At 70.0% G+C, this 25,621-nt stretch carries 21 protein-coding genes and 1 pseudogene; 17 read left to right on the top strand and 5 right to left on the bottom strand.

From position 1 onward, the window contains the following. A pseudogene (locus tag OJ997_RS32240) lies at positions 1-1,165 on the bottom strand (hypothetical protein); the annotation flags it as partial. Positions 1,166-1,419: 254 nt separating this feature from the next. Here OJ997_RS32240 and rsmB point away from each other — a divergent pair. The 10 genes from rsmB to OJ997_RS32190 all read left to right on the top strand — a co-directional run bounded on the left by rsmB (position 1,420) and on the right by OJ997_RS32190 (position 12,022). Next, positions 1,420-2,760, top strand: coding sequence for a 16S rRNA (cytosine(967)-C(5))-methyltransferase RsmB (rsmB, locus tag OJ997_RS32235; RefSeq protein WP_270029505.1), 1,341 nt, complete (start codon positions 1,420-1,422; stop codon positions 2,758-2,760). 67 nt (positions 2,761-2,827) lie between these two features. Next, complete coding sequence (locus OJ997_RS32230) at positions 2,828-3,049, top strand: YfgJ family double zinc ribbon protein (RefSeq protein ID WP_270029504.1); 222 nt, start codon at positions 2,828-2,830, stop codon at positions 3,047-3,049. 10 nt (positions 3,050-3,059) lie between these two features. After that, positions 3,060-3,713, top strand: a complete 654-nt coding sequence (gene rpe / locus OJ997_RS32225; protein ID WP_270029503.1) for a ribulose-phosphate 3-epimerase — start codon at positions 3,060-3,062, stop codon at positions 3,711-3,713. A gap of 71 nt (positions 3,714-3,784) precedes the next feature. After that, positions 3,785-4,138 carry a response regulator gene (locus tag OJ997_RS32220; RefSeq protein WP_270029502.1) on the top strand — a complete coding sequence of 118 codons (354 nt, stop codon included), beginning with the start codon at positions 3,785-3,787 and terminating at the stop codon, positions 4,136-4,138. Continuing rightward, positions 4,135-5,823 (top strand): sensor histidine kinase, encoded by a 1,689-nt coding sequence (locus OJ997_RS32215; RefSeq protein WP_270029501.1) that lies wholly within the window; start codon positions 4,135-4,137, stop codon positions 5,821-5,823. Before OJ997_RS32220 ends, OJ997_RS32215 begins: the two co-directional genes overlap by 4 nt. Then, positions 5,820-6,488, top strand: coding sequence for a response regulator transcription factor (locus OJ997_RS32210; RefSeq protein ID WP_270029499.1), 669 nt, complete (start codon positions 5,820-5,822; stop codon positions 6,486-6,488). Before OJ997_RS32215 ends, OJ997_RS32210 begins: the two co-directional genes overlap by 4 nt. Positions 6,489-6,551: 63 nt before the next feature. Then, positions 6,552-7,271 carry an ABC transporter ATP-binding protein gene (locus OJ997_RS32205; RefSeq protein ID WP_270029498.1) on the top strand — a complete coding sequence of 240 codons (720 nt, stop codon included), beginning with the start codon at positions 6,552-6,554 and terminating at the stop codon, positions 7,269-7,271. 1 nt (position 7,272) lies between these two features. Further along, entirely contained in the window at positions 7,273-9,825 is a 2,553-nt protein-coding gene (locus OJ997_RS32200) for an ABC transporter permease (RefSeq protein ID WP_270029496.1), read from the top strand. Between the two features lie 41 nt (positions 9,826-9,866). Beyond that, positions 9,867-11,267, top strand: coding sequence for an ArnT family glycosyltransferase (locus OJ997_RS32195; protein ID WP_270029495.1), 1,401 nt, complete (start codon positions 9,867-9,869; stop codon positions 11,265-11,267). Continuing rightward, positions 11,210-12,022: an LLM class F420-dependent oxidoreductase gene (locus OJ997_RS32190; RefSeq protein ID WP_270029494.1), complete on the top strand. Its 813-nt coding sequence runs from the start codon at positions 11,210-11,212 to the stop codon at positions 12,020-12,022. Before OJ997_RS32195 ends, OJ997_RS32190 begins: the two co-directional genes overlap by 58 nt. Positions 12,023-12,601: 579 nt before the next feature. Here OJ997_RS32190 and OJ997_RS32185 read toward each other — a convergent pair. The 4 genes from OJ997_RS32185 to OJ997_RS32170 all read right to left on the bottom strand — a co-directional run bounded on the left by OJ997_RS32185 (position 12,602) and on the right by OJ997_RS32170 (position 17,965). Then, positions 12,602-14,641, bottom strand: coding sequence for a DNRLRE domain-containing protein (locus OJ997_RS32185; protein WP_270029506.1), 2,040 nt, complete (start codon positions 14,639-14,641; stop codon positions 12,602-12,604). 368 nt (positions 14,642-15,009) lie between these two features. Further along, a complete protein-coding gene (locus OJ997_RS32180) occupies positions 15,010-16,299 on the bottom strand; it encodes a lipopolysaccharide biosynthesis protein (protein ID WP_270029493.1) in 1,290 nt (429 codons plus the stop codon). Next, positions 16,296-16,922, bottom strand: coding sequence for a class I SAM-dependent methyltransferase (locus OJ997_RS32175; RefSeq protein ID WP_270029492.1), 627 nt, complete (start codon positions 16,920-16,922; stop codon positions 16,296-16,298). The genes OJ997_RS32180 and OJ997_RS32175 overlap by 4 nt, the downstream gene beginning before the upstream one ends. Next, positions 16,919-17,965 (bottom strand): glycosyltransferase, encoded by a 1,047-nt coding sequence (locus tag OJ997_RS32170; protein WP_270029491.1) that lies wholly within the window; start codon positions 17,963-17,965, stop codon positions 16,919-16,921. The genes OJ997_RS32175 and OJ997_RS32170 overlap by 4 nt, the downstream gene beginning before the upstream one ends. 48 nt (positions 17,966-18,013) lie before the next feature. Here OJ997_RS32170 and OJ997_RS32165 point away from each other — a divergent pair, with 48 nt between their 5' ends. The 7 genes from OJ997_RS32165 (at position 18,014) to ribH (ending at position 25,506) form a co-directional block, all read left to right on the top strand. Then, positions 18,014-19,591 (top strand): hypothetical protein, encoded by a 1,578-nt coding sequence (locus OJ997_RS32165; protein WP_270029489.1) that lies wholly within the window; start codon positions 18,014-18,016, stop codon positions 19,589-19,591. Beyond that, entirely contained in the window at positions 19,578-21,287 is a 1,710-nt protein-coding gene (locus OJ997_RS32160; protein ID WP_270029488.1) for a phospholipid carrier-dependent glycosyltransferase, read from the top strand. The genes OJ997_RS32165 and OJ997_RS32160 overlap by 14 nt, the downstream gene beginning before the upstream one ends. An 11-nt stretch (positions 21,288-21,298) precedes the next feature. After that, positions 21,299-21,943 (top strand): SanA/YdcF family protein, encoded by a 645-nt coding sequence (locus OJ997_RS32155; RefSeq protein WP_270029487.1) that lies wholly within the window; start codon positions 21,299-21,301, stop codon positions 21,941-21,943. A gap of 191 nt (positions 21,944-22,134) precedes the next feature. After that, the gene (gene ribD / locus OJ997_RS32150) at positions 22,135-23,250 is read left to right on the top strand and encodes a bifunctional diaminohydroxyphosphoribosylaminopyrimidine deaminase/5-amino-6-(5-phosphoribosylamino)uracil reductase RibD (protein WP_270029486.1); all 1,116 of its coding nucleotides are present in this window, start codon (positions 22,135-22,137) and stop codon (positions 23,248-23,250) included. 2 nt (positions 23,251-23,252) lie between these two features. Then, positions 23,253-23,834 carry a riboflavin synthase gene (locus OJ997_RS32145; protein WP_270029485.1) on the top strand — a complete coding sequence of 194 codons (582 nt, stop codon included), beginning with the start codon at positions 23,253-23,255 and terminating at the stop codon, positions 23,832-23,834. Next, positions 23,831-25,102: a bifunctional 3,4-dihydroxy-2-butanone-4-phosphate synthase/GTP cyclohydrolase II gene (locus OJ997_RS32140; RefSeq protein WP_270029484.1), complete on the top strand. Its 1,272-nt coding sequence runs from the start codon at positions 23,831-23,833 to the stop codon at positions 25,100-25,102. The genes OJ997_RS32145 and OJ997_RS32140 overlap by 4 nt, the downstream gene beginning before the upstream one ends. Then, entirely contained in the window at positions 25,099-25,506 is a 408-nt protein-coding gene (gene ribH, locus OJ997_RS32135) for a 6,7-dimethyl-8-ribityllumazine synthase (RefSeq protein ID WP_270029483.1), read from the top strand. Before OJ997_RS32140 ends, ribH begins: the two co-directional genes overlap by 4 nt. Positions 25,507-25,621 lie beyond the last annotated feature (115 nt).

Here is a 25,621-nt window from a genome sequence, read left to right as displayed (position 1 = left end):
CGACGGGCGCCGGAGCCGGAGCGGGGGCCTCGGCGACCGCGGCGGGCGCAGGCGCGGGCTCCTCGACCGCCGGGGCGGGCTCGGGGGCCGGTGGCGCGGGCGGGGCCTCGGTCTCCGGGGTCTCCTCTGGAGCGGGGGCCGGAGCCTCGGGCTTGGGGGCCTCGGGGGCGGGCGGGGTGTCGGTCTCGGGCTGGCCGGGCGTGCCGGTGCCGGGGTCCGGCGTCGGGACGGGCGGCTCGTCGACCGGCGGCGGCGCGGACGTGTCGTCCTCGACCGGGGTCTCCTCGACCGGCGGGTTCACCGGCGCGGGCTCCTCGTCGGCGGGCTGCTCGGCCGACGGGGTCGGGATCGGCAGGCCGTCCGGGTAGCCGTCGCCGTTGCGATCGTCCATCGAGTCCGGGATGTTGTCGCCGTTGGAGTCCTGGTTCAGCGGGTCGCTGCCGTTGGCCTCCTCGACGGAGTTCGGGATGCCGTCGCCGTCGGAGTCGTCGTCACCGTTGATGACGCCGTCGCCGTTGGTGTCCAGGGCCTGGACGCCGGACTTGATGCGGAACGCGGTCTCGGCGGACAGGCCGTCGGCGCGGACGACCTTGGCGTCCGCCTGCGTCGGGTCGCTCTTGACGAGCTTCTCCTGCTCGTTGTTGAGGCCGTCGCCGTCCGTGTCCTCGTAGTCGGGCGGAACGAAGCCCTTGTCCGTGCGACCGGTGAACGTCGGGTCGCTCGAGCTGGACGAGACGGTGCCCTCACGCTCGCCGCGCGCGCCGTCATCGCGCCGCTGGGACGAGCTGTCCTCAGAAGTTTCCGTGTTCGACGCGCCGCTGGAGTCGCTGATCAGGACGTTCAGGCCGGCGGGCCCGCCGCCCGACACGCCGATCGCGCTCAGCGGAGTGGCGCCGTTGGTGCCGCCCGTCTGGCCCTCGTCCGTCGCGACGTTCGTCGGCGTCGTCGGCGGCTGCTCCTTCGGCACGGAGGCCATGGAGAGCGTGGGCGTCGTGGCGTCCTTCTCGAGCCCGGAGGGCCAATCCTTCCAGCCGACGAGGGGCGCGGCGAGCGCGCCCAGGCCGAGCGTTCCGGCAACGAGACCGGTCGCGATCGTGCCCGCAAGGCGCAGGTCACCCATCGCGGAGGGCCGCGGTGCGAAGTGCGTGGTGTCAGTGTCCGACATGCTTTCAGTCCCCTTCCGTGGGGATGTGTCGGCAAGTTGTACGCGGACCATTAGCCCTATCGGAAGAAATTAAGGCTTGGGTGGGGGAAATGGACGAACGTACGAGCATCGACAAAAAGGGCTGGAAACAGCCAGATTCCAAACTTGAGGATCAGACCGGAAATTGGACCTCTGTATGAGGCACCCGCGCGCAACCGTGCGCAGCGCTCAGACAATCAGAACCCAGGCCTCGCCACAAGAGTCGCAGGACCAAGATGGACGAACCATCGAGTCGTGACCCCATAGCGGGTGTGATTCCCGCACGAGCCGTTGCCTATGCCGTGGTTCGACGCGTGTTCGAAGGCGGCGCCTGGGCCGACCGCGCGCTGCACGGCGAAGCACGCCGCCTGCGGCTGGCCGCGCGCGACCTCGGCCTGGCCACGCAGCTCAGCTACGGCACCGTCCAGCGCGTCGCGACGCTCGACCACGTGATCGAGAAGCTGACCGGTCGCCCCGTCGCGAAACTTGACAGGCCCGTGCTGGCCGCGCTCCGCCTTGGGGTCTTCCAGCTGACCTTCCTGGACCGGGTGCCGCCGCACGCGGCCGTGGGGGAGTCGGTCGAGCTGGCCAAGCGGGACGCCCCGCGCGGCGCCGGGCTCGTCAACGCCGTCCTGCGCCGCGCGACCCGCGAGGCGAGGCCGATCGTCGCTGCGCTCAAGGACGACACGCCGGAACAGGCAGCGCTCGCCCACTCGCACCCGGAGTGGATCGCCCAGCTGTGGTTCGACGCGCTCGGCGCGCCGGACGCGCGCGCCCTGATGGCCGCCGACAACGAGGCCGCGGAGGCGGTGCTGCGCGCGAACACGCTCAAGACCACGGCGCCGGAGCTCCTTGCGCGCCTGGCCATCGAAGCCCACCTGGACGGCGACGCGCTGATCCTCGACGCCCCGTTCGACGCGTTCTCCGCTCCCGAGTGGGAGCAGGGTCTGCTGATGCCGCAGTCGCGCGCGGCGATGGCGGTCGGCCGGATCCTCGACCCGCAGCCCGGTGAGCGGGTGCTGGACCTGTGCGCCGCGCCGGGCGGCAAGACGACCCACCTGGCGGCGCTGATGCGCGACGAGGGGCAGATCGTCGCCGTCGAGAAGCACACCGGACGTGCGGGCGCGCTCGCGCGCACGGCCGCGCGCATGGGAGCGACGATCGTCGACGTCCAGAACCGTGACGCGACCGAGAAGACGCACGGCAGCTTCGACCGCGTGCTCGTCGACCCGCCCTGCAGTGACCTGGGCACGCTCGCCTCCCGCCCCGACGCGCGCTGGCGCAAGGCCGGGCGACCGGAAGCGCTCGCCGACCTCCAGCAGCAGATCCTGCGCGCCGGAGCAGACGCACTCAAGCCCGGCGGTACCCTCGTGTACTCGACGTGCACGATCTCGCCCGCCGAGAATGAGCAAGTGGTCAGCGCCTTCCTAGCCGCTCATCCAGACTTCACCGTGGATGACCTAGGAACTGAGCTCCCGCTCTGGAAGCATCCAACCATGCCGCAGCACCTGCAGACGCTCCCGCACCGAGACCGGACGGACGGTTTCTTCATCGCGCGGCTGAGGCGATCCACTTGACCATCCGCGAAGCGATGGTTGAAGCGACCGCGAAGCCGGCCCTCGCCACGAGTGGCGGTGGTCGCCCTTGAGCGCCGAGGACACCGGGGCCACCTGCCCGGCCTGTCACGAGCCGTGGCTGCGGGCGACCAACCTCCCCGGCCGCTACCGGTGCGTGAACTGCTTGCACCGGTTCGAACTTCGCAGCGTCTGCCCGAACTGCGGCGAACACTCCACGATCGTGCGCATGTCGAACACGGCCCTGTATATGTGCGGGCACTGTCAATCGTCGATGCTCGCGCCCATATAGGAACCAGAAGTTGCTCAAAGGCATTGCTCCATCCATCCTCGCCGCCGACTTCGCCCGCCTGGGCGAGCAGGTCGCGACCGTGCTCGCCGCCGGCGCGCGGGCCATCCACGTCGACGTGATGGACGGCCACTTCGTCCCGCCGATCACCATGGGCGACCTGGTCGTGAAGGCGATCGCCGATCAGGTCCACGAGGCGAAGGCGCAGATCGACGTGCACCTGATGATCGAGCGCCCCGAGGGGCAGATCAAAGCCTTCGCGAAGGCCGGGGCGGACTCGATCACCGTGCACGCCGAGGCCACGCCGCACCTGCACTATGCGTTGCAGGCGATCAAGGCGGAGGGCTGCCTGAGCGGCGTCGCGCTCAATCCGGGCACGCCGGTCGAGGCGATCAGCGCCGTCGAGGCCGACATGGTCCTGTGCATGACGGTGAACCCCGGCTGGGGTGGCCAGGCCTTCCTGGAGCCGTCGATCGCCAAGCTCGGCCGCATCCGCGAGCTGGTCGGCGAGACCAAGCCGATCCAGGTGGACGGCGGAATCGGCGCGGAGACCGCCGCCCGCTGCGCCGCCGCCGGAGCCACCGTGTTCGTGGCCGGAACCGCCGTCTTCGGGGCTCAGAATCCCGGGGAAGCGGTGAAAACGATCTCGTCCGCCGTCGGCCGGTAGAACAGCGCCATTCACACGTTGTACGGCCAGCCGTATGTGAAGGGGTCCACGGGGTGACGAGAATCGATCCTGTGGACTGCACCGTCCTAATCGTCGACGACCACCCGTCCTTTCGGGCGAGCGCACGCGTGCTCCTCGAATCGGAGGGGTTCAACGTCATCGGCGAGGCCGTGGACGGCGCCAGCGCGGTCTCCGAGACCTGCCGGCTCAAGCCTCAGCTCGTTCTCCTGGACGTGCAGCTCCCCGACATCGACGGGTTCGATGTCGCAGCTCGCATCACGGGCCACCCGGACTCTCCCGCGGTGATCCTCGTGTCGAGCCGAGACTCCTCGGACTTCGGACCGCTCGTGTCGCGCTCAGGCGCCCGCGGGTTCGTCCCGAAGGCCGAGCTGTCGGGCGAGCGCGTTCAGGAGTTGCTCGTTTGAACGCCCTTACCCGCGCGCTGGCGATGCTGGCGCTCGCCGCCCTCCTGGTAGGGCTGCTGGCGGCCGCCGTGATCGCGAGCTCGGACCACGTCGACGACACGGCGTTCGCGATCACGTTCATGGTCGGCGTCGGCTACGCCTGGATCGCGACCGGCCTGTTCGCGACCTACCGCCGCCCGGCCAACAAGGTCGGCGTGCTGATGACCGCGACCGGCTTCGCGTGGCTGTTGAACGCGTTCGTGGCCGCCAACTCGCCCGCGATCTTCACCTTCGCCGTCCTGGCGTCGAACCTGTACCTCGCGACGTTCGTGCACCTGCTGCTCGCCTACCCGCAGGGCACGCTGCGCCGGCTGGAGCGGCGGATCGCGGCGGTCGTCTACGCGCTGTGCGCGGTCGGTGCGCTGCCGATCCTGCTGTCGGGGCTCGAGGTGACGTGCGAGCGCTGCCCGGACAGCGTCATCCAGATCACGTCCAGCACGACGGTCGGGACCGTCGGGGACATCCTGACCAGCACCGCGGCGATCCTCCTCGCGGGCACGGTCATCTGGGTGCTCGCCGCCCGCTGGCGCGCCGCGAGCCGTCCGCAGCGCCGCGTGCTCGCCCCGCTGCTGTGGTCGGGGATCGTGCTGGTCGCGCTCGTGGCGGTCACGCTCACGTCGCAGACCGTCTCCGGTGACCAGGTCCCGGGCATCCTCCCGGTCGCGTGGCAGGTCGTCTTCGCCGCCGTCCCGTTCGCGTTCCTCGGCGGGCTGCTGCGCGGCCAGATCGCGCAGGCCGACGCGGTGGGGGAGCTGCTCCAGCGTCTCGGCGAGGCCTCCACGGGCGACCTGCGCGGTCTGCTCGCGGACGCGCTGCACGATCCCTCGCTGCAGCTCCTGTACTGGGTCGAGGACGGCTGGGTGCGGCGTGACGGCCGCAGCGCGGACCGCCCGCACCACGCCTACACGCCCGTCGAGCTCAACGGCGAGCTGGTCGGGGCGATCATCCATGACGCGAGCCTGGAGCCCGAGGCCGTGGCGAACGTCGCCGCGGCCGCCGGCCTGGCGATGCGGGGCGAGCGGCTCGAGGCGGCGCTGCGCCGCTCCCGCGCGCGGATCGTCGAGGCGGGCCTGCAGGAGCGCCGGCGCCTGGAGCGCAACCTGCACGACGGCGCGCAGCAGCGCCTCGTGGCGCTGTCGCTGACGCTGCGGATCGCGCAGAACCAGATCGCCAAGAACCCGGACACGGCCGCCGAGATGGTCGGCGCGGCGCAGGAGGAGCTCACCCGCGCGCTCGAGGAGCTGCGTGAGCTCGCCCGCGGCATCCATCCCGCCGTGCTCTCCGACCGCGGGCTCCAGGCCGCCGTGGAGGCGCTGGCGGTGCGCTCCCCGCTGCCGGTCAAGGTCGTCGAGGTGCCGGGCGAGCGCCTGCCCGAGCCGGTCGAGGCGGCCGCCTACTTCGTGATCGCCGAGGCGCTCACGAACGTGGCCAAGTACGCGAACGCCTCCAACGCGACGGTGGCGGTCCGCCGGGTGAACGGGCATGCTTGCGTGGAAGTGCGTGACGACGGTGTCGGCGGAGCCGATCCGGGACGTGGTTCCGGATTGCAGGGTCTTGCCGATAGGGTCGGTGCGTTGGATGGTTCACTTGCCCTCGACTCGCCACCCGGGTCGGGCACTACTCTCCGAGCTGAGATCCCTGTATGAGCGCTGAAGAAACACCTTTGAAGGTCGTCGTCGCCGAAGATTCCGTGCTCCTGCGCGAGGGTCTGGTGCGCCTGCTCGAGGACTCCGGCTTCGAGGTCGCCGGCCAGGCCGGTGACGGTGAGGACCTGCTGCGCAAGGTCGGCGCCCACAAGCCCGACGTGGCCGTGATCGACGTGCGGATGCCGCCGTCGCACACGGACGAGGGCCTGCGCGCCGCGCGCAAGATCCGCGCCGACCACCCCGGCACGGGCGTGCTCGTGCTGTCCCAGTACGTCGAAGAGGCGTACGCGCTCGATCTGCTGTCGGAGTCGACGGAGTCCACGGGCTACCTGCTCAAGGACCGCGTCGCGGACGTGGACACGTTCACGGACGCCGTCCGGCGCGTGGCCGGTGGCGGCAGCGCCCTCGATCCCGAGGTCGTCGCGCTCCTGCTCGGCCGTCGCCGCCGTGAGGATCCGCTCGAGGGCCTGACGGCGCGCGAGCGCGAGGTGCTGGGGCTGATGGCCGAGGGTCGGTCGAACGCGGCGATCGCGGAGGCGCTGGTCGTGACCGAGCGCGCCGTCGAGAAGCACGTCACGTCGATCTTCTCCAAGCTCGATCTGACGCCGACGGTCGAGGATCACCGTCGCGTGCTCGCCGTCTTGGCGTACCTGCGCTCTAGCTAGCCCTACCCCGAGTACCGAGCCAACCGCACGACATGGGGGCGGTTGGTTCACCATGCTGGCGCCATGAACATCGTTTCGACGGCGGATCTGCGCCGCACCTACGGCGAGGGCGAGACCGCCGTGCACGCGCTCGCTGGGGTGACGCTGTCGTTCCCGGCCGCGCAGTTCACCGCCATCATGGGCCCGTCCGGGTCCGGCAAGTCGACCCTCATGCACCTGCTCGCCGGCCTGGACAAGCCCAGCTCGGGGTCCGTCGTCGTTGATGGGCAGGAGCTCGCCGGGCTCGGCGACTCTGGGCTGACGGCGCTGCGCCGTGACCGTCTCGGGTTCGTCTTCCAGGCGTTCAACCTCGTCCCGGTCCTGACCGCCGAGGAGAACATCAAGCTGCCGCTCACGCTCGCGGGCAAGCAGGTCGACCAGGCGTGGTTCGACAAGCTCGTGGACACCGTGGGGCTGCGCGACCGGCTCACGCACCGTCCGTCCGAGCTCTCGGGCGGCCAGCAGCAGCGCGTCGCCGTGGCGCGCGCGCTCGTGCACCGCCCGGCCGTGCTGTTCGCGGACGAGCCGACCGGCAACCTGGACTCCTCGTCCTCGGAAGAGGTGCTCGGCCTCCTGCGTCAGGCGGTCGACGAGTTCGACCAGACCGTGATCATGGTGACCCACGAGGCGGCGGCCGCCTCGGTCGCGGACCGGCTCGTGGTGCTGCGCGACGGCGTCGTCGTCCACGACGGCGCCGGCCAGGACGCCGAAGGCGTGCTCGACCTGATGAAGGCGGTGGGCTGACGTGACCAAGGTCGCGCTTCGCGGCCTGCTCACGCGCAAGCTGCGCTCGTTGCTGACGGGGTTCGCCGTCGTCATCGGGGTGGCCTTCGTCGTCGGCACGCTGGTGTTCACGGACACGATCGACGAGTCGTTCAAGAACCTCTTCGAGCGCACCCAACAGGGTGTCGACGTCTCGATCGAGCGCCAGCAGGCGGTCAAGTCCGACTTCTCGGTGCCGCCGACGATGCCCGCGTCCGTCCTGGACGAGGTCAAGGCGACGCCCGGCGTCGCGGTGGCCGAGGGCGGCGTGAGCTCGGACGGCACGCTGCTCGACAAGAAGGGCAAGGTGATCGTCTCCAACGGCCCGCCGACGCTCCTGATCTCGGAGAACGAGGAGAAGGTCTTCCAGAACCTCGACTACGAGGACGGCTCGCGGCCGACGACCGCCGATCAGGTCGCCCTCGACCGCGGCACGGCCAAGAAGTTCGACTTCAAGGTCGGCGACAAGGTGACGGTCTCCGGTCGCGCACCCGCCAAGCAGTACACGGTCTCCGGAATCGCCACGATCGGTGGCCAGGACAACCTCGGCGGCGCGCGGATGGTCGCGATGACGCTGCCCGAGGCGCAGCGGATGACGGGCCACGACGGCTACGACTCGATCTCGGTCTCGACCGGCGGGGCGGACCCGGACACGGTCAAGAGCGCGATCACGCAGAAGCTGGGCCGCGACTACCTCGTCCGCACCGGCAAGGAGGCGGCCGAGCAGCAGGCCCAGGACCTCTCGGACGCGCTCGGGTTCCTGCGGGTCGCGCTGCTGATCTTCGCCGGCGTCGCGCTGCTCGTCGGCGGGTTCCTGATCTTCAACACGTTCACGGTGACCGTCGCGCAGCGCACCAAGGAGTTCGCGCTGCTGCGCGTGCTCGGCGCCTCGCGCGGCCAGGTGCTGCGCTCCGTGCTGGTCGAGACGTTCGCGGTCGGCCTGATCGCGTCGATCATCGGCGTGCTCGTCGGGCTCGTGGTCGCGCCGGCGCTCGCCGCGCTGCTGCGCGCCGGCGGCATCGACCTCGGCACCACCGGGATCGTCGTCTCACCGGCGACGGTGATCATCGGCCTGGCGATCGGCCTCGTCGCGACGATGGTCTCGGGCTTCGTGCCGGCGTTGCGCGCCACGCGCGTGGAGCCGGTGACCGCCATGCGCGACGCCGTCACCCCGGGCCTGAAGCACATGGGCACGATCCGGGTCGTCGGCTCGGGCCTGCTGATCGCGCTCGGCCTCGTCGTGCTGTTCTACGGCCTGTTCGGCGGGATCGACTCCGACGGCACGGCGGCCTCGCTCGTCGGCCTCGGCGCGGTGCTGATGATGTTCGCGTTCGCGTTCCTGGCGCCGCTGCTGGTGCGGCCACTGGCGCGGGTGCTGGGCGCGCCGATGGTCAAGCTCCAGGGGCTGACGGGCGTGCTCGCGCGCGAGAACGCGATCCGTCAGCCGCAGCGCACGGCCGTCACCGCGGCGGCGTTGATGATCGGCCTGGCACTCGTCGTGCTCGTGTCGGTGTTCGCGGCGGGCCTGAAGGCCTCGATCACCAAGACCGTCGACGACCAGGTCAAGGCCGCGCTCGTGGTCCAGAACCAGGACGGCTTCAGCCCGATCCCGGCCGAGGTCGTCACCACCGTGGGCAAGGTCCCGGGCGTCGCCGACGTCTCCTCGATGCGGTTCGCGATCGGCCTCTACAAGGACGAGACCGAGACCACCGCGGTCAACGGCATCGACCCGAAGACGTTCAACTCGGTGCTGACGCTCAAGTGGGTCGACGGCGACGCGAGCCGCATCAGCGCGATGACCGACACGCAGACGATCGTGGAGTCCGACTGGGCCGCCGGGCGCGACCTGAAGATCGGCGACACCGCCGAGTTCACGACCCCCGCCGGCAAGCAGGCCAGCTACGAGATCACCGGCACCTTCAGCAGCCAGGCCGGCCTGACGGCCGACGTGCTGCTGCCCAACACCTCGCTCGAGAAGGATTGGGAGGCCAAGGACATCGCCTACGCGATGGCCGCCGCCGCGCCTGGCACCGACGACGACAAGCTGGCGAAGGCGGCCAACACCGCGCTCAAGGGCTTCCCGCAGTCGGAGGCGCTGACCAAGGACGAGTTCAAGGACAACGCCACCTCCTCGATCAACGGCCTGCTGGGGCTGGTCTACGGCCTCCTGCTGCTGTCGGTGATCGTCGCGCTGCTGGGCATCGTCAACACGCTCGCGCTCTCGGTACACGAGCGCACGCGGGAGCTCGGGATGCTGCGGGCGGTCGGCATGAGCCGCCGCCAGGTCCGCCGCATGGTCCGGGCCGAGTCCGTGATCACCGCGGGCATCGGCGCGATCCTCGGCATCGTCCTGGGCGTCGTGTTCGCGCTGATCATCTCGCGGCCGCTCGCGGAGCAGGGCTTCGTGTTCACGCTGCCGATCGGCACGTTGCTCCTGTTCTTCGTGCTGGCGGCGATCGCGGGCGTGGTCGCGGCGATCCCGCCGGCCCGGAGGGCGTCGAAGGTCGACGTGTTGCGGGCGGTGACGACGGAATAAGGGGATTCGGCGCCGCGCGGTCGGCTAGCCTCGTCTGCCACGTGCGGCGCCGTCTCCCGTTCATCCTGCTCGCCGGCGTGCTGTTGCTGTCCTTCGGGCTCAACGCGCGCATGGCCGCCAACCCGCGCAACGACTACCAGTCGGCGGACGAGCGGTCCTACGGCAAGCTGGCGGTGGACATCGCCGACAACCAGCACTACGGCGGTCGCGCGACGAACATGAAGGAGCCGCTGCACTGGCCGCCGGGAGCGCCGGTCATGTTCGCGGTCGGCTACAAGCTGTTCGGCTCCGACGCGGACCGCAAGGACTACGACATCGGCGCGGTCTACTGGCAGCAGGCCGTGATCACGACCGGGACGACGGCGCTCGCGTTCGCGCTGGTCTTCATCCTCGTCGGGCCGTGGGCGGGCCTGCTCGCCGCGCTGATCGTCGGCACCTACCCGCCGCTGATCGGGGCGACCGGGGACCAGCTGTCCGAGCCCTTGGGGGCGTTCCTGCTGATCGCCGCGTTCACGGTGCTCGCGCTCGCGGTCCGGCGCCGAAGCAAACTCTGGCTCTACGCCGCGGCCGGCGCGCTGTTCGGGTGCACGATCCTGACGCGCACGGACCTGCTGCCGGTGCCGTTCCTGATCGCGGGCGCGATGATCGGCGTGGCGCTGGTGCGCCGCAAGGACGTCCTCGCGACCTTCCGGCCGTGGGCGCTGATGGCGATGACCGCGGGCGTCGTGCTGCTGCCGTGGACGATCTACGTGTCCGCGGAGGAGGGTCGCTTCATCCCGGTCACGAAGGGCAGCGCCTCCGCGCTGTTCGTCGGCACCTACCTGCCGGGCGGCGGCACGACGATGGGCATGAAGACGCACATCGAGGACGAGCTGCGCGCCCGCCATCCCGAGTACAACGGGATCAAGACGTACAAGATCCCGGCCGCGGACGCGCTCGAGATCTTCGCGGAGAAGCACCCCGACCTCACGCGCGACCAGGCCCTGCAGAAGGAAGCGCGCAAGAACCTCATCCACTACTCCACGACGGAGCCCGTCGCGTTCGTGAAGATGCAGTGGTCCAAGGCCAAGCGGATGTGGTTCTTCTACTACCGCGGCGGCGGCGTGCACTACATCTCGACGCCGATGCGGATCTGGCAGGTCGTGCTCGTGCTGCTCTCGGGGCTCGGGCTGCTCGTCGGCTTCATCCGCCGCCGTGACGCGCTGCTCGGCGCCGCGCTGATCACGATCGGCTTCAGCACGCTGATCCACACCATCGTGGTCTCCCAGGCCCGGTACAACGTGCCGCTGATGCCGCTGCTGATCGCCTCGGGCGTCGCCGGCTGGTTCCTCGCGCTGCAGCGACGACCGGCCGCCGCGGAGGTTGAGCCTGCAACCATGCCGCTATGGAACTCGGAAGAATCGGCATCTGGCGCTCCAAGCGCCACGGCGCCAGCGACCTAGCGCAGCTCGAAGCACTCGGCTACGGCGCGTTCTGGATCGGCGGCAGCCCGAGCGTCGAGGAGGCGCGCGTGTTCGTCGAGGCGGCCGGCGCGATCAAGGTCGCCACCGGCATCCTGAACATCTGGCAGCACGAGCCCGAGGACGTCGCGGCCGCGCACAAGCAGCTCGTCGCCGACCACCCGGACCGCTTCCTGCTGGGGATCGGCGTCGGCCACCCCGAGGCCACGAGCGACTACGCGCGCCCGCTGAAGGCGATGCGTGAGTTCTTCGACGGGCTGGACCTCCCCAAGGACGAGCTCGTCGCCGCCGCGCTCGGCCCGAAGATGCTCGACCTGGCCGCCGAGCGCAGCCTCGGCACGCACCCGTACTTCATCACGCCCGACCACACGCGGTTCGCCCGTGAGCGCGTGGGGGAGGGGGTGCTCGTCGCCCCCGAGGTCGGCGTCGTGCTGGAGGAGGACCCGGAGACGGCCCGCAAGCACGCCCGCGAGTTCGCCAAGCTCTACCTCGGCCTGACGAACTACACGAACAACCTGCTCAAATTCGGCTTTACGGAAAAAGACATCGCCGACGGTGGATCTGATCGTCTCATCGACGCGGTGATCCCGCATGGCAGCGCGGACCGGATCGCGGAAGCGGTCCGCGCCCACCTCGAGGCGGGCGCGGACCACGTCTGCGTCCAGGTCCTCGGTCACGGGCCGCAACCGACCCGTGACTACGAGGCCCTGGCGAAGGTGCTCCTCAGAGAGGCGTGATCGCCCGTGCCACCGGATGCTCGCTCCCCTCGCAGCGGAGCAACCGGACGTGGACCCGCGTTCCTCGCGAGAGCTGTGGTGGTCCGGCGAGCCGGGTGCGGGCGTCGAGCGAGATCCACACGGGTGGACGACCTGTCGCCGCGATGCGCAGTTGGTCACCCAAGGGGGAGGCGCTGACGAGCTGGCCGCGGATCGCTTGACGCGACGCACAGCGCCTGCCGACGCGGAGGTCTGGTTCGTGCGGGGAACCGTACGCGACCTCATGGAGCGGATGTCGGGGCAGCACGGCAAGCTGCCCCGACGCCACGAATAGAGACCCGTTCGGGGGCTTGTCGGCCGCAAGCGCGATCGTAGGCGGGATCCCGGCGAGTGCCCACGCACGGACGACGTTGCGGTCGCCGCACGAAGCACTCCGTGCCGGCACCGCCTGCGCGATCTGTACGGCGCTCCACTGGCGCTGAACTGCCTCGTAACGGGTTCCTCGGTGTTCGATGACGCTCGGACAGAGGCCCGGCTCTTGGACGGTGACCGCGCGCTCCCCGCCGCAGGCCGTGACCACGGCGCCCGCTCCGACGGCCATCAGAAGCAGGGGTACAACTTGCACATGCCGGCGTAGTCCGAGCCCTGCAGGTATCGCCGCTCCTCTCTCCGGTCGAACTGGAAGTGCATTATCTGTGCCGCGACCCAGGAATCGGAAGGCGTCGCATCGTCAGACACGTGGCCGAGGCCGATGGAATGCCCCAGCTCGTGCGCCGCGACTGACCACAGGTCGTAGAGGTCCCCCTCGCCGTCGGGCCCCTCGGCCGTCTCGGGCACCAACCCAGTGCCCGTCCACCAACGCTCGCTGTGCCTGAAGCGGATGTCGGACTCGTTGATCGTCCCGGCTCCAGGAAGCGGACTCGGGTTGTTGATGACCCAATAGGTCGAGCAAGCAAGGCTGTCAGGCGGGCACGTGCTGGCCGTCCCGAAATCCGGTCCGAGGTCGATGACGCTCGAGCCGTCACGAACACCCGCACGTAGCGCGCGCGTAGCGTCCGTGTCGGCCACGGAGACATCGAGTGACACGCCACCATTGAGGCTGTTCGTGCACTTGTTGCGTGCCCACGACCACGTGTAAGCCCCGGACAACAGGCGTCGGTGGAACCGTACAGCGTTGTACGGGATATTCGCCCCAGGCTGCTCCCCCGGCAGCGTGGTGGGATTGAAGACGAAGTTCAGCGAGTAGGTGTTCGGTTGCAGCTTCGGACCCAGCGGGTTGGCTTGCTTGTATCCGCACGGGGTCTGCCCCGGCGGGTCGGCCGCAACGGACAACGCAGTGGTGCCGCGAGTCGGCGGGATCACGCGCGAAGCCATCTCGGCACGTCCGCGGCTCCTCCACCAAGAGATCATCCCGGGATCGTCCGAGTGCGGAAGCAGGCCGACCGTGCCCTTGAGCTCGCCGGGAACGTCGGTCGGCCGGATCTCGCCCAGCACGAACCGCGCCGGCGCAAAACCCTTCCATTGCACGATCACGACCTCCTGGCTCAGGACGAGGGCGCCCTTGGCGTCGCATCGGGTCACGCGGTAGTTCCCGCCCGGGTAGATCGAGGTCGTCTCACCGCCCGCGGTGCCGGCGGGCGTCGTCCACCGGCCACGAACGACCCGCTGAGGCGTGGTGGGGTCGATCGTCGTGACCTTGTTGAGCGTTGCGTCCGGGCAGCCGCTTGCGACCGTTGCCAGTCGCAAGGCCTGAGGCTCCGGGTCTGGCGGCGGCGGGGGAATCGGATCGCCGTTGAACTCGACCGACCAGCTCACGGTGTCCGAGTGACCAGCGGCGTCGGTCGCGACCACCTGGATCTGATGAACGCCGGTAAGGCCACGCGCGTCGATGATCCCGCGCTCCTCGATGTCCATGCCGCAGCCGCCTTGTGGGCAGGCTTGGGAACGTTGGAAGACCTGGGTTCCATCGACGCGCACAGTGACGTCGGTGACGCCGCTTGCGGCATCGTCGGCCTCGATCGCCAACGGATAGCGGTCCTTGGGAAGGACCTGTGATCGCAGGTCATAGGGGATGCCCTCGACCACGAGCTTCGGCGCCACGGTGTCGTCCTGGTACGTGACCTCGAGTCTGGGGCCGTCCGCCGACCCGCGCGACGCCAAGGTGGAAACGACCTGAGACACGGGAGGCCGGGCGACCAGCGCGACGCCGGTCTCGGCGTACGAGCCGTCGTGCCATCGTCGTGCCAAGTTCGTCACGTCCCAGCGGTACGTGCTGTTGGTCGCGCCCATGACCACCGCGTCCTGAGAAGCATCGTAGTCACCCCCGGGCGTCGTCCACGGGCGGTCCGCCGCGAACTCATACCACCGTACGTCGGGTGTCCAGTGCCAGCGGACCGGAAGCACGTCGACGTGGTCGGTCCGGGCGCTGCTCTGGAGTTTGACTGCGAGCTTGGCGCTCACGATCTCCACGCCGGGGGGCAAATTCGGTCGCAGCTGGAGGTCGAGGAGGACGCGTGACGGAAGTGTTGCGGAAAGCCAACCGCAGCCGTCCGGAGGGGGGAAGCAGTACTGACGCTTATAAGTGGCTTTGCCTACGCTCAGGCCCAGCGGACAGAAGGACTCGTCGACGGCCTGAAGCATCTGACATCCGGCAGACGCCGGCAGCACGATAGTTGTCGTCGCCGCGCTTGCTGACGGCGACACGGACAGCACCGCCAACACAGCCCACAATCCAGCGAGCGCCCACAAGGCGCGCCGACACGTAGATCCCGACACTCCATCCTCCCGTCATCCCGCTCGGTCAGCGACACCCCAGATCGCTGTGCCTACGCAAACATGATCAAGGTTTGCCGTCAAAGCAGCAAGGGGGCCGTTGGTCCTCGAGCAGACCTAGTTCAAAGAAACTGGTTGTGCTGTCACAAGGACGCGCGCAACGGGCTCATAGGCAGTGCGTCACGCCGGGCATGGTCAATGTTTAGGCCGGGCGATATATCGCTCGCCCCGGCGGCTCACGCCGCCGGGGGTGACGCGCTCGGCCGTCGGTAGACGATGGCGAGTAGGGCACACAGCAGGCTCGCCGCGCCGAGGTACCCGACCTCGGCGCGGGTGAGCTCGTCGTCGATCGCGCCGGCGAGCATCCAGATCACGAACGCGGCGGCGCTGACCAGCCAGGCGGCCGCGGCCGTGCCGGCGTGATCGCGGGCGAGCGCGGCCTGGTTGAGCGTGCCGGCGGCCAGGTGGAAGCCCATGCCGATCGCGACGGCGACGAGCCCGAGCCGCGCGAACGTCTTCTCGTCCTCGAACAGCAGGTCCATCGCGAACGGGCCGAGGATCAGCAGGCCGAGCGCGACGGCGAGCGCGAACCCGGCGATCGCCAGGATCGTTTGCCGGATTGCCTTCTCGAACTCCGCCTTGCCCGCCTTGGCCTCGAGCCCGGCGAGGTGGGGGAGCAGTGCGCCCTGGATCGCCTGGAACAGCTGCAGCGGCGCGCGCGTGATCAGCAGCGCGTTGAAGACGTAGCCGGCGACCGCGGCGTCCGTGGCCGTGACGTCGGCCATCAGGACGCCCGCGTTCAGCAGCGTCTGCTCGGCGGCCATGATCGCGAGCACCGCCAGCGCGAAGCGTCCGCCGCGCGCCAGGCCCAGCGCCTCCTCGTCGGTCTCCTTCTTCGCCGCCTGCGCCTTCGGGCGCCGCGAGAAGGCCAGCGGGACGACGACCAGCGACACGAACGGCGCCGCGGCCATGCCCATCGCCACCGCGGACTGGCCCTCGGCGATCCCGATCACCACCGCGACCGCGAACAGCAGCCGCGCGTTGGCCTCCAGGAACACGAGCCCGCCGTAGTAGGCGAACCACTGGTGCCCGGCGAGCCAGCCCCGGGCGAAGTAGCTCGCCGCGTAGGCCAGCACGGCCACGACGAGCACCCAGTACAGGGCCGCCGACCCGTCGAACAGGTCGTCCTCGATCGGGCCCTTGAAGATCAGCGCAATCACCAGGAAGGTGAGCGCGAACGCCGCCTGGATGAGCATCGGCGTGCGCAGCGGGTGGCCGGTCTCGAACCCGCGGGCGCGGCGGTCGGCGATCGTGCGCGAGAGTAGCTGCTCGATCGGCCGGTAGATCACCGAGACGATCACGAACAGCACCGACCACAACAGCGAGATCGCCTTGTAGTCGACGTCGTTCAGCGCGTACGAGGCGACGCTGAAGTACGCGAAGGTGACGAGCCCCGTGGACGCGATCCCGATCGCGAGGAGCTTGGCCCCGGCGCCGTAGCCGGAGCCGGAGTCCGCTTTGCTCACACCTTGACGAGCAACATCGTCCACGGGAACGGGGAGCGGGTCTCTTCGACCGTCCCGACCGTGGACAGCAACTCGACGAAGGCCTTGCGCGACCAGTGGTTCAGGTGCCCGGGCGTGTTCCCGAGGTCCTTGATGTAGGCGCCGCGCGCCATGTTCACGCCACGCCAGAGCGGCTCACGCGGAACCGAGACGAGCAGGTGGCCGCCCTTGGCGACGCGCGCCATCTCGGCGACCGTGTGCGCCGGGTCCGGCACGTGCTCGAGCACCTCGATCGCGGACGAGAGCTCGAACTCGCCGTCCTCGAACGGGAAGGTCTCGGCCTTCATGATCTTGTACTCGAGGTTCGGCGCCTGGCGCTTGGCCCACTCGGCCTGGATCGTCGGGTCCTCGAGGTCGATGCCGACGATGCGGCCGTCGCGCAGGCGCTCGGCCCACTTGTGCGTGAGCACGCCCTCGCCGCAGCCGACGTCCAGCACCGTGCGCGGGGAGGCCTTCGCCCACAGCTCGTCGAGCGTGCGCTCGAACCCGGCCATGAGCTTCTTCACGACGGGGTTGGTGGACCCGTACTTGTCGTAGGTGTTGCCGGTGACGGTGCCCTCGGCGTCACGGGTGACGGTGCTCACAGCTTGATGGCCTCTCGCTCTTCGGTCTTGCCCGCGTTCGCGCCGGTCGTCGGCGGCTGGCCCGTGGGGGCGGCGCCGGGCTCGTAGTGGGACGGCGGCACGTTGGCCTGCAGCTCGAGGCGGCGGACGCGCTCGAACGTGCGCTGCAGCATGATCCGCTGGCCGCTCATCAGGTCGCCGATGATGCCCAGCGCGGCCAGCACGACCGCGGCGTTGAACAGCACGGCGCCGAGGATGAGCGACTGCACGTGACCCGCGCCCTCGCCCTGGATGTAGGACACCAGGAAGCGCGTCCACACCCCGGCGGCGACGAGGCCGAGGATCGCCGCGATGGTCATGAAGACCTTCAGCGGCTCGTACATCGAGTAGATCCGGAAGATCGAGACCGTGTTGCGGCGCACGTACTGCCACATCGACTTGAACAGGCGCGACTCGCGCGTCTTCTCGTTCGTGCCGATCGGGACGTGGGCGACCGCGACGGTCATCTTGCCCGCCTGGATGATCGTCTCCAGCGTGTACGTGTACTTGGACACGACCGACAGCTGGAGCGCGGCCTCGCGGTTGTAGGCGCGGAAGCCCGACGTCGTGTCCGGCACGTCGGTCTCCGACGCCTGGCGCACGACCCACGAGCCGAGCCGCTGGAGCGACTTCTTCAGCGGCGAGAAGTGCTCGATCGTCATCACCTGGCGGTCGCCGACGACCATGTCGGCGTTGCCGTCCACGATCGGCTTCACGAGGGCCGGGATGTACGAGGCGTCGTACTGGTTGTCGGCGTCCGTGTTGACGACGACGTCGGCGCCGAGCTTCAGGCACGCGTCGAGGCCGGCCTGGAAGCCGTTCGCCAGGCCCTTGTTGTTCGTCAACTTGACGATGTGGTCGACGCCGTTCGCACGTGCGACCTCCACGGTGCGGTCGGTCGACCCGTCATCGATGACGAGCCATTCGACGCTGTCGAAACCGGGTACCTCGCGCGGTAGATCGGCGAGCGTGCCGGGCAGCGTCTCCTCTTCGTTGAGGCAGGGGATCTGGATGATCAGCTTCATCGCGTTCGGAGAAAGACGGTACCGCGCACGTCAGACTGAGTGGCTCGCATGGAGGGCACCACGCTTACCCGGCCGGAGCCGGGCACCGATTCCGCACGGCCGCAGCCGAGTCTCTGGGAGCGCGGCGATCGCGCCGCCAAGATCGCGTTCGCGCTGCTGTGCGTGGCCACCGCGATCGGGTTCTTCGTCTTCCCGACCTACCCGGTCTACGACTCGTACTACTCCCTGCTCTGGGGCCGGGACCTCTGGCACCTGGACGGGTTGGTGTTCGACGGGTTCCGCTACCCGACCGAGCACCCGCTGACGATCGCCGCGGGGTTCATCCTGCAGTTCTTCGGCGGGTGGGCGGATCGCTTGTGGGTGGGCCTCATCCTGGCCTCGTTCCTGGTGCTCGTCGCCGGCCTGTACCGGCTGGGCAAGATCGCCGCGACGCCGCTCGTGGGCGCGGTCGCGGCGCTGCTGCTGATCACCCGCTTCGACTACCCGTTCCTGGCCGCGCGCGGCTATCTGGACATCCCGTACATGGCGCTCGTCGTGTGGGCCGCGATCTTCGAGTGGCAACGGCCGCGGCGCGGTGTCTCGGTGCTCGTGCTGCTCTCGCTCGCGGGCATGCTGCGCCCCGAGGCGTGGTTCCTGGCGGCGATGTACTGGTGCTGGGTCGTGTGGAAGGCGACGTGGCGTCAGCGGGCGGTCTACACGGCGCTCGCCGCGTCCGGTCCGCTGGTGTGGTTCGCGGTCGACTTCCTGGTCACCGGCGACCCGTTGTTCTCGCTGCATTACACGTCCGCGTCGGCCGAGGACCTGGGCCGCCAGCGGCCGCTCAGCGAGCTGCCCGCGGCGATCCCGACCTTCTTCCAGAACCTGGTGAAGCTGCCTGTGTTCGTGGCCGCCGGCGTCGGCCTGGTGTTAGGAGTTGTGATTTCACCGCGGCGGATGGTCATGCCGATCGTCGTGCTGGCCTCCGGGCTGGTCACGTTCATCGCCATGGGCGTGGCCGGCGCGTCCGTGATCGAGCGCTACCTGGCGGCCCCCGCGCTGGCCCTCATGGTGCTCGCGGCGGTCGCGATCGGCGGCTGGACGATGTTGCTCCCGGGCTGGGTGCGCAACGTGTGGATGGTCGGTGCGATCGCGATCGTGATCTTCGGCGTCGTGTTCACCGCCACGCGCCTGAACCTCGCGCGCTTCGACAACGAGCTGCGCTTCCGCGGCCAGGCGCACGAGGACCTGAGCGAGGTCCTGCGCGACCCGCGGGTCAAGGCCGGCCTCGCGTGCGGCCCGCTGACCGGGCCCAACCACAAGATCGTCCCGGACGCCCGCTGGATCGCCGGCCTCGGCGACGGCAGGGTCCTCGCGCGTGAGTGGGTGGACCGGATCGAGCGCCAGGCGCGCGACGCCGCAGCGGCCAAGTCCAAGAACGGCAAGGTGATCAAGCCTCCGAGCGCCGAGGACCTCGCGCTTGCTCGCTCGACCCACGACGGCGGCGTCGCGATCGTCGTGACCTCGCGCTTCGCGATCTTCAAGCACGCCTGGTCCGACAGCGCCGACAACCCCCTGATCCAGGTCCCGCCCCCCGGCTTCCAGCGCGTCAAGACGACCCGCTTCTACGCCGCGTATGTCCGCTGTTAGGAAGTACGCGTGGCCGGCAGCCCTCGTCGGGCTGTTCGTCGTCGCCCTGATCCTGCGGCTCGTCGGCCACAAGACCGGCCTGCCGTACGTCTACAACGCGGACGAGAACGCGCACTTCGTGCCACGCGCCGTCGGCATGTTCGGCCACGGCTGGAATCCGGACTACTTCATCAACCCGCCCGCGTTCACGTACGTCCTGCACGTGCTGTTCGCGCTCAAGTGGGGGACGGACCCCGCGACCGTCGGCGGGGCGTTCGCGGCCGACCCGACCGACGCGTTCGCGCTCGCCCGCGCCGCGTCCGCGTTCCTGGGCGCGATCGCCGTCCCGCTGACCGCGATCGCCGCCGCCAAGCTCTTCGACGACAAGCGGATCGGCCTCATCGCCGGCGCGCTGCTCGCGGTCGCGTTCCTGCCGGTCCACTACAGCCACTTCGCGCTCAACGACGCGCCGACGCTCGCGCCGCTCGCGCTGTCGCTGATCGGCGTGGCGGGCATCTACCGGACGGGGCGGACCCGCGACTACGTGCTCGCGGGGGTCGGCCTCGGGCTCGCGATCGCGACCAAGTACCAGGCCGGGATCGTGGTCGTGACGATCGTCGCCGCGGCGTTCGCGACGCCGGTCGTCCACAACCGGATTCGCGGGTTGGCGTTCGCCTTCGGGCCGATGCTGCTCGCGTTCCTGATCGCGAACCCGTACGCGCTGCTGGACCGCCACCAGTTCATCGACGACCTGCAGAAGCAGACGAGCACCGCCGCGGGCTCGGAGGGCGGCGGCAAGCTCGGGCTCGCCAACACGAGCGGGTTCGTCTACTACCTGAAGACGTTCACCTGGGGCTTCGGCTGGCTGCCGTCGCTGCTCGCGCTCGGCGGGATGGGCGCGCTGATCGCCCGCAACCGCCGGCTCGCGCTGCTGCTCGCGCCCGCGCCGATCCTGCTCTTCCTCTACTTCGGCAACAACTCGCGCTTCTTCGCGCGCTGGATGCTGCCGATGTACCCGATCCTCGCGATGCTCGCGGCCTACGCGATCGTGGCCGTGTCGGAGCGCCTGAAGCCGCGCGTGCTGGTGCCGGCGCTCGCCGCGCTCGCGCTCCTGCAGCCGCTCGTGTTCAGCGTCCACAACGACGTCGTGCTCGCGCGTGAGGACACGCGGATGGTCGCGCGCCAGTGGATGGAGCAGAACATCGAGATCGGCACCAAGATCGTGGTCGAGCCGATCGCGCCCGACCAGTGGGCGCAGGACGTCGGCCATCCGCTGTTCGGCGAGCCGCCGCTGGGGACCGGCTCGGGCAACCGCTGGAACAAGTACCCGACCTCGCGCTCGTGCTTCTTCAACGGCAAGCTGCGCGTGGTCAAGGGGCGGGAGTGCCCGGTGATCAAGCTCGAGGACTACGAGCGGACGCTGCGGCCCGGGATCATCCGCTCGTACGTGGACGGCCAGTTCTGCTGGCTGGTCAGCGGCTCCACGCAGTTCGGGCGCGCGTTCGCGGACCCCGACGAGGTGCCGGACGCGCTCGACTACTACGCCGCGCTGCGCAAGCCGGAGAACGCCACCGAGGTGTTCCACGTGAGCCCGTACGGCGAGCGCGGGCGGGTGCCGTTCTCGTTCGACTACTCGTTCAACTACTACCCGCTGGCCTACGAGCGCCCGGGTCCCGAGATCACGATCTATCGCTTGCACGGTGGCAAGTGCGCGTAGGCTTGAAACCGATGAGGCGCGTTCTCGCCATCGCGGTCCTGCTGCTCGCGGCGGTCCTGGTCGTGCCGAACGCCGTCGTCCTGCTCGGCGGCAAGGGCGTCGCCGACGAGCCGAAGGAGGTCCCGCGCGCCCAGGCGGCGCTCGTCCTCGGCGCGCAGGTGATGCCCAACGGCGCCCCGTCTTCGATGCTCTCCGATCGGATCACGGCCGCGGCGGAGCTGTACAAGGCCGGGCGCGTGGACAAGCTGTTGCTGTCCGGTGACCACGGCCGCAAGCAGTACGACGAGGTCGGCACCATGCGGGACATCCTTCTGAAGCAGGGCATCCCGGCCGAGGACATCTTCACCGACCACGCGGGCTTCGACACCTGGGACTCCGCGCAGCGGGCGAAGCGCGTCTTCGCGGCCCACTCCGTGGTCGTCGTCACGCAGAAGTTCCACATGGCCCGCGCGTTGTACGACGCCCGCAAGGCCGGCCTGGACGCGACGGGCTACGCCGCTGACAAGCGCGACTACGGCCGCGTGATGCCGCGGCTGCGCGTGCGGGAGGCGGCGGCGCGGGTGAAGACGGTCGGCGACGCCGTCACGGGCGCCGAGCCGCACTTCCTCGGGCCGGTCATCCCCATCACGGGGGACGGCCGCCTTTCATGGGGTTAGCGGGCCGAACGTGACCGCTCGGCACGCCCCCTGCGGCACATCCGCGGCGACCGGAACCACTCGCGTGCTCAACGGGCTGGCGCCCGCCTGCGCCGCGAGCGGCCCCGCTCATCCACGGCTGCACCACATGGGTCGCACCGCCCGGCCACGTCCGACCCGATTCGCGAGTCAATATCGTTGAGGAGCGAACCATGAGCACCCTCGAGGCCACCGACCACCTGCACCTCGCCCGCGCTATCGAGCTGGCCGAGGGTGGACGGGGCGCGACGAGCCCCAATCCGCTCGTCGGCGCGGTCGTCGTCCGCGACGGCCGGGTGCTCGGCGAGGGCTTCCACGCGGCGCTCGGTGAGCCGCACGCGGAGCGCGCCGCGCTCGCGACGATCGAAGACGCCCGCGGCGCGACGATGTACGTGTCGCTGGAGCCGTGCGCGCACACCGGGCGCACCCCGCCGTGCACCGACGCGATCATCGAGGCCGGCATCCGCCGCGTCGTGATCGCCTCGGACGACCCGACGGAGAAGGCCTCCGGGCGCGGCCCGGGCATCCTGCGCGACGAGGGCATCGAGGTCGTGTTCGCCGACGGCGAGCTCGCCGCCCGCGCCCGCCTGCTCAACCAGCCGTTCCGCAAGCACGCGCGCACCGGCCGGCCGTGGATCCTGTTCAAGTCCGCGATGACGCTGGACGGCAAGGTCGCGACCCGCACCGGCGACTCGAAGTGGATCTCGGGCGAGGACTCCCGGCGCCTCTCGCACCACTGGCGCGCCGAGGTCGACGCGGTCGCGGTCGGCATCGGCACCGCGCTGGCCGACGATCCGCAGCTCACCGCCCGGATCGAGGGCGTCACGCGCCAGTCGCGCCGGATCGTGTTCGACTCCGAGGCCCGCCTGCCGCTGGACTCCCAGCTCGTCAAGGGCGCGCTGGAGGTGCCGCTGACCGTCGTCGTCACGCGCGCCGCGCCGCGCACGGCGGTGGACGCGCTGGAGGTCGCCGGCGCCGAGATCATCACCGCCACCGGCGCCAACGAGCCCGACCGCGTGCGCAACGCGCTCGTCCAGCTCGGCGCGCAGGGCATCACCGCGATCCTGCTCGAGGGCGGTCCGCACCTGGCGGGCGCGTTCCTGGACGCGGGCGAGGTGGACGAGATCCGGTTGTTCCTCGCGCCGGTCGTGCTCGGCGGCTCTTCGGCTCGAGATCCCTTGGAAGGCGAAGGCGCCGAGCGCATCGCGGCGGCCGTGCGGGCGCTGTCGCTGGATTGCGCGCGGGTTGCCGACGATGTCCTGATCACCGCCCGCATGCGGGAGTGGTAGGCGTGTTCACGGGTTTGGTGCAGGACCTCGGCTCCGTGGCCGAGATCGAGACCGGCGACGAGGGCGTGCGGCTGATCGTGCGCACGGCGCTCGCGGACGAGATATCGCTCGGTGACTCCGTCGCCGTCAATGGCGTCTGCCTGACCGCGACGAGCATCGCGGACGGCGCGTTCAGCGCCGACGTGATGAACGAGTCGCTGCGGCGCACGTCGCTGGGCGCGGTCGGGCAGGGCTCGACCGTGAACCTGGAGCTGCCGCTGCGCGCCGCCGACCGTCTGGGCGGTCATTTCGTGCAGGGGCACGTGGACGGGGTCGCGACCGTGCGGGACGCGGTCGACGACGGGTTCGCGCGCGTCGTGACCTTCGACGCCCCGCCCGAGCTGCTGCGTTACATCGTCGAAAAAGGCTCGATCGCGGTGGACGGCGTGTCTTTGACCGTCTCCGCGGTCGACGAGTCGTCGTTCGCCGTGTCCCTGATCCCGGAGACGCTCGAGCGCACGACGCTGGGGTCGGCTGTCAGTGGCCGCCCCGTGAACCTGGAGGTGGACGTGCTCGCCAAGTACGTGGAGAAGCTGGTTCGATGAGTCGCCCGTTCGCGACCGTCGAAGAGGCGCTGGATGAGATCCGCGCGGGCCGCATGGTCGTCGTCTGCGACGACGAGGACCGCGAGAACGAAGGCGATCTGACGATGGCGGCGCAGTTCGCGACGCCCGAGGCGATCAACTTCATGGCCAAGGAGGGGCGCGGGCTCATCTGCCTCGCGCTCACGCCGGAACGCTGCGACGAGCTCGGGCTGGACCTGATGGCCGCCAAGAACGAGTCGCCGTTCGAGACCGCGTTCACCGTCTCCGTGGAAGCGCGGGACGGGATCACCACCGGCATCAGCGCCGCGGACCGCGCGCGCACGATCCAGGTGGCGATCGACCCGGGGAGCGCGCCGCGGGACCTGGTCCAGCCGGGGCACGTGTTCCCGCTCAAGGCCAAGTCGGGCGGCGTGCTGGAGCGCACGGGGCAGACCGAGGCGGCCGTGGATCTCGCGCGTCTGGCCGGACTGAATCCGAGCGGCGTGATCTGCGAGGTCATGAACGACGACGGCACGATGGCCCGCGTCGACGACCTCAAGATCTACTGCGAGCGCCACAACCTGAAGATGATCACGGTCGCGGACCTGATCGCCTACCGGCGCAAGCACGACCAGCTCGTCGAGCGCGTCGTGGAGACCCGTCTGCCCACCGGGTTCGGCGAGTTCACCGCGGTCGGCTACCGGGCGCTGCTGGACGGCAAGCACCACGTGGCGCTCGTCAAGGGCGACGTGGCCGGCGACGACGACGTGCTCGTCCGTGTGCACTCCGAGTGCCTGACCGGCGACGTGTTCCACTCGCTGCGCTGCGACTGCGGCGAGCAGCTCGAGTCGGCGCTCGCGATGATCGAGCGCGAGGGCAAGGGCGTGCTCCTGTACCTGGCGCAGGAGGGCCGCGGCATCGGCCTTTTGAACAAGCTCAAGGCCTACAACCTGCAGGATCGCGGGCTGGACACGGTCGACGCCAACCTCGAGCTCGGCCTGCCGGTCGACCTGCGCGACTACGGCATCGGCGCCCAGATCCTCGTCGACCTGGGCCTATCGTCAATAAGAATTTTGACGAACAATCCCAAGAAGATCCGCGGGCTCGAGGGGTATGGCCTGTCGGTCACCGCGCAGGTGCCGATCGAGCACGCGCCGAACCCGCACAACGAGGCCTACCTGCGCGCCAAGCGCGACCGGATGGGTCACACGCTGCATCACCAGGGGCTCGCACTGGACGAGCAGATGGTTCACGACGAAGCCGTACAGGACCGGGAGCGACAGGGATGAAGTTCGCGATCGTCGTCGGGAAGTTCTACGAGGACCTGGCCGAGCGCCTCGTCGCGGGCGCCCAGGGCGTCTTCAACGGGAACGCCGACGTCTTCGAGGTCCCCGGCGCCTTCGAGCTGCCGCTGGCGGCGCAGTACCTGGCGGAGACCGGCCGCTACGCCGGCGTCGCCTGCCTCGGCGCGGTCATCCGTGGCGAGACCGACCACTACGACTACGTCTGCGCCGAAGCGGCCCGCGGGATCATGAAGGTGTCCCTGAAGACCGGCATCCCGTGCGCCTTCGGCGTGCTGACGGTCGAGAACATGGACCAGGCGCTCGCCCGCACGGGCGGCGGCAAGCGCGACCAGGGCGCGCACGCGGCGGAAGCCGTGATCACCCTGGCGAAGCTCAAGCAGCAGCTCTAGCCGCGCCGCGACGCCTGCGCGGCCGGCCGTGCCGGGACTCGCGCCCGCTGTGGCGGTGCGGCCCGCGGGCGCCGCGCCGGCGGCTGTGCTGGCCCGTGCGGCGCTAAGTCGGATC

It is taken from the genome of Solirubrobacter phytolaccae (assembly GCF_027587195.1).
Lineage (GTDB): Bacteria > Actinomycetota > Thermoleophilia > Solirubrobacterales > Solirubrobacteraceae > Solirubrobacter > Solirubrobacter phytolaccae.
Note: the sequence above shows the minus strand (reverse complement) of the source record. Positions and strands in the feature narration are given on the sequence as shown.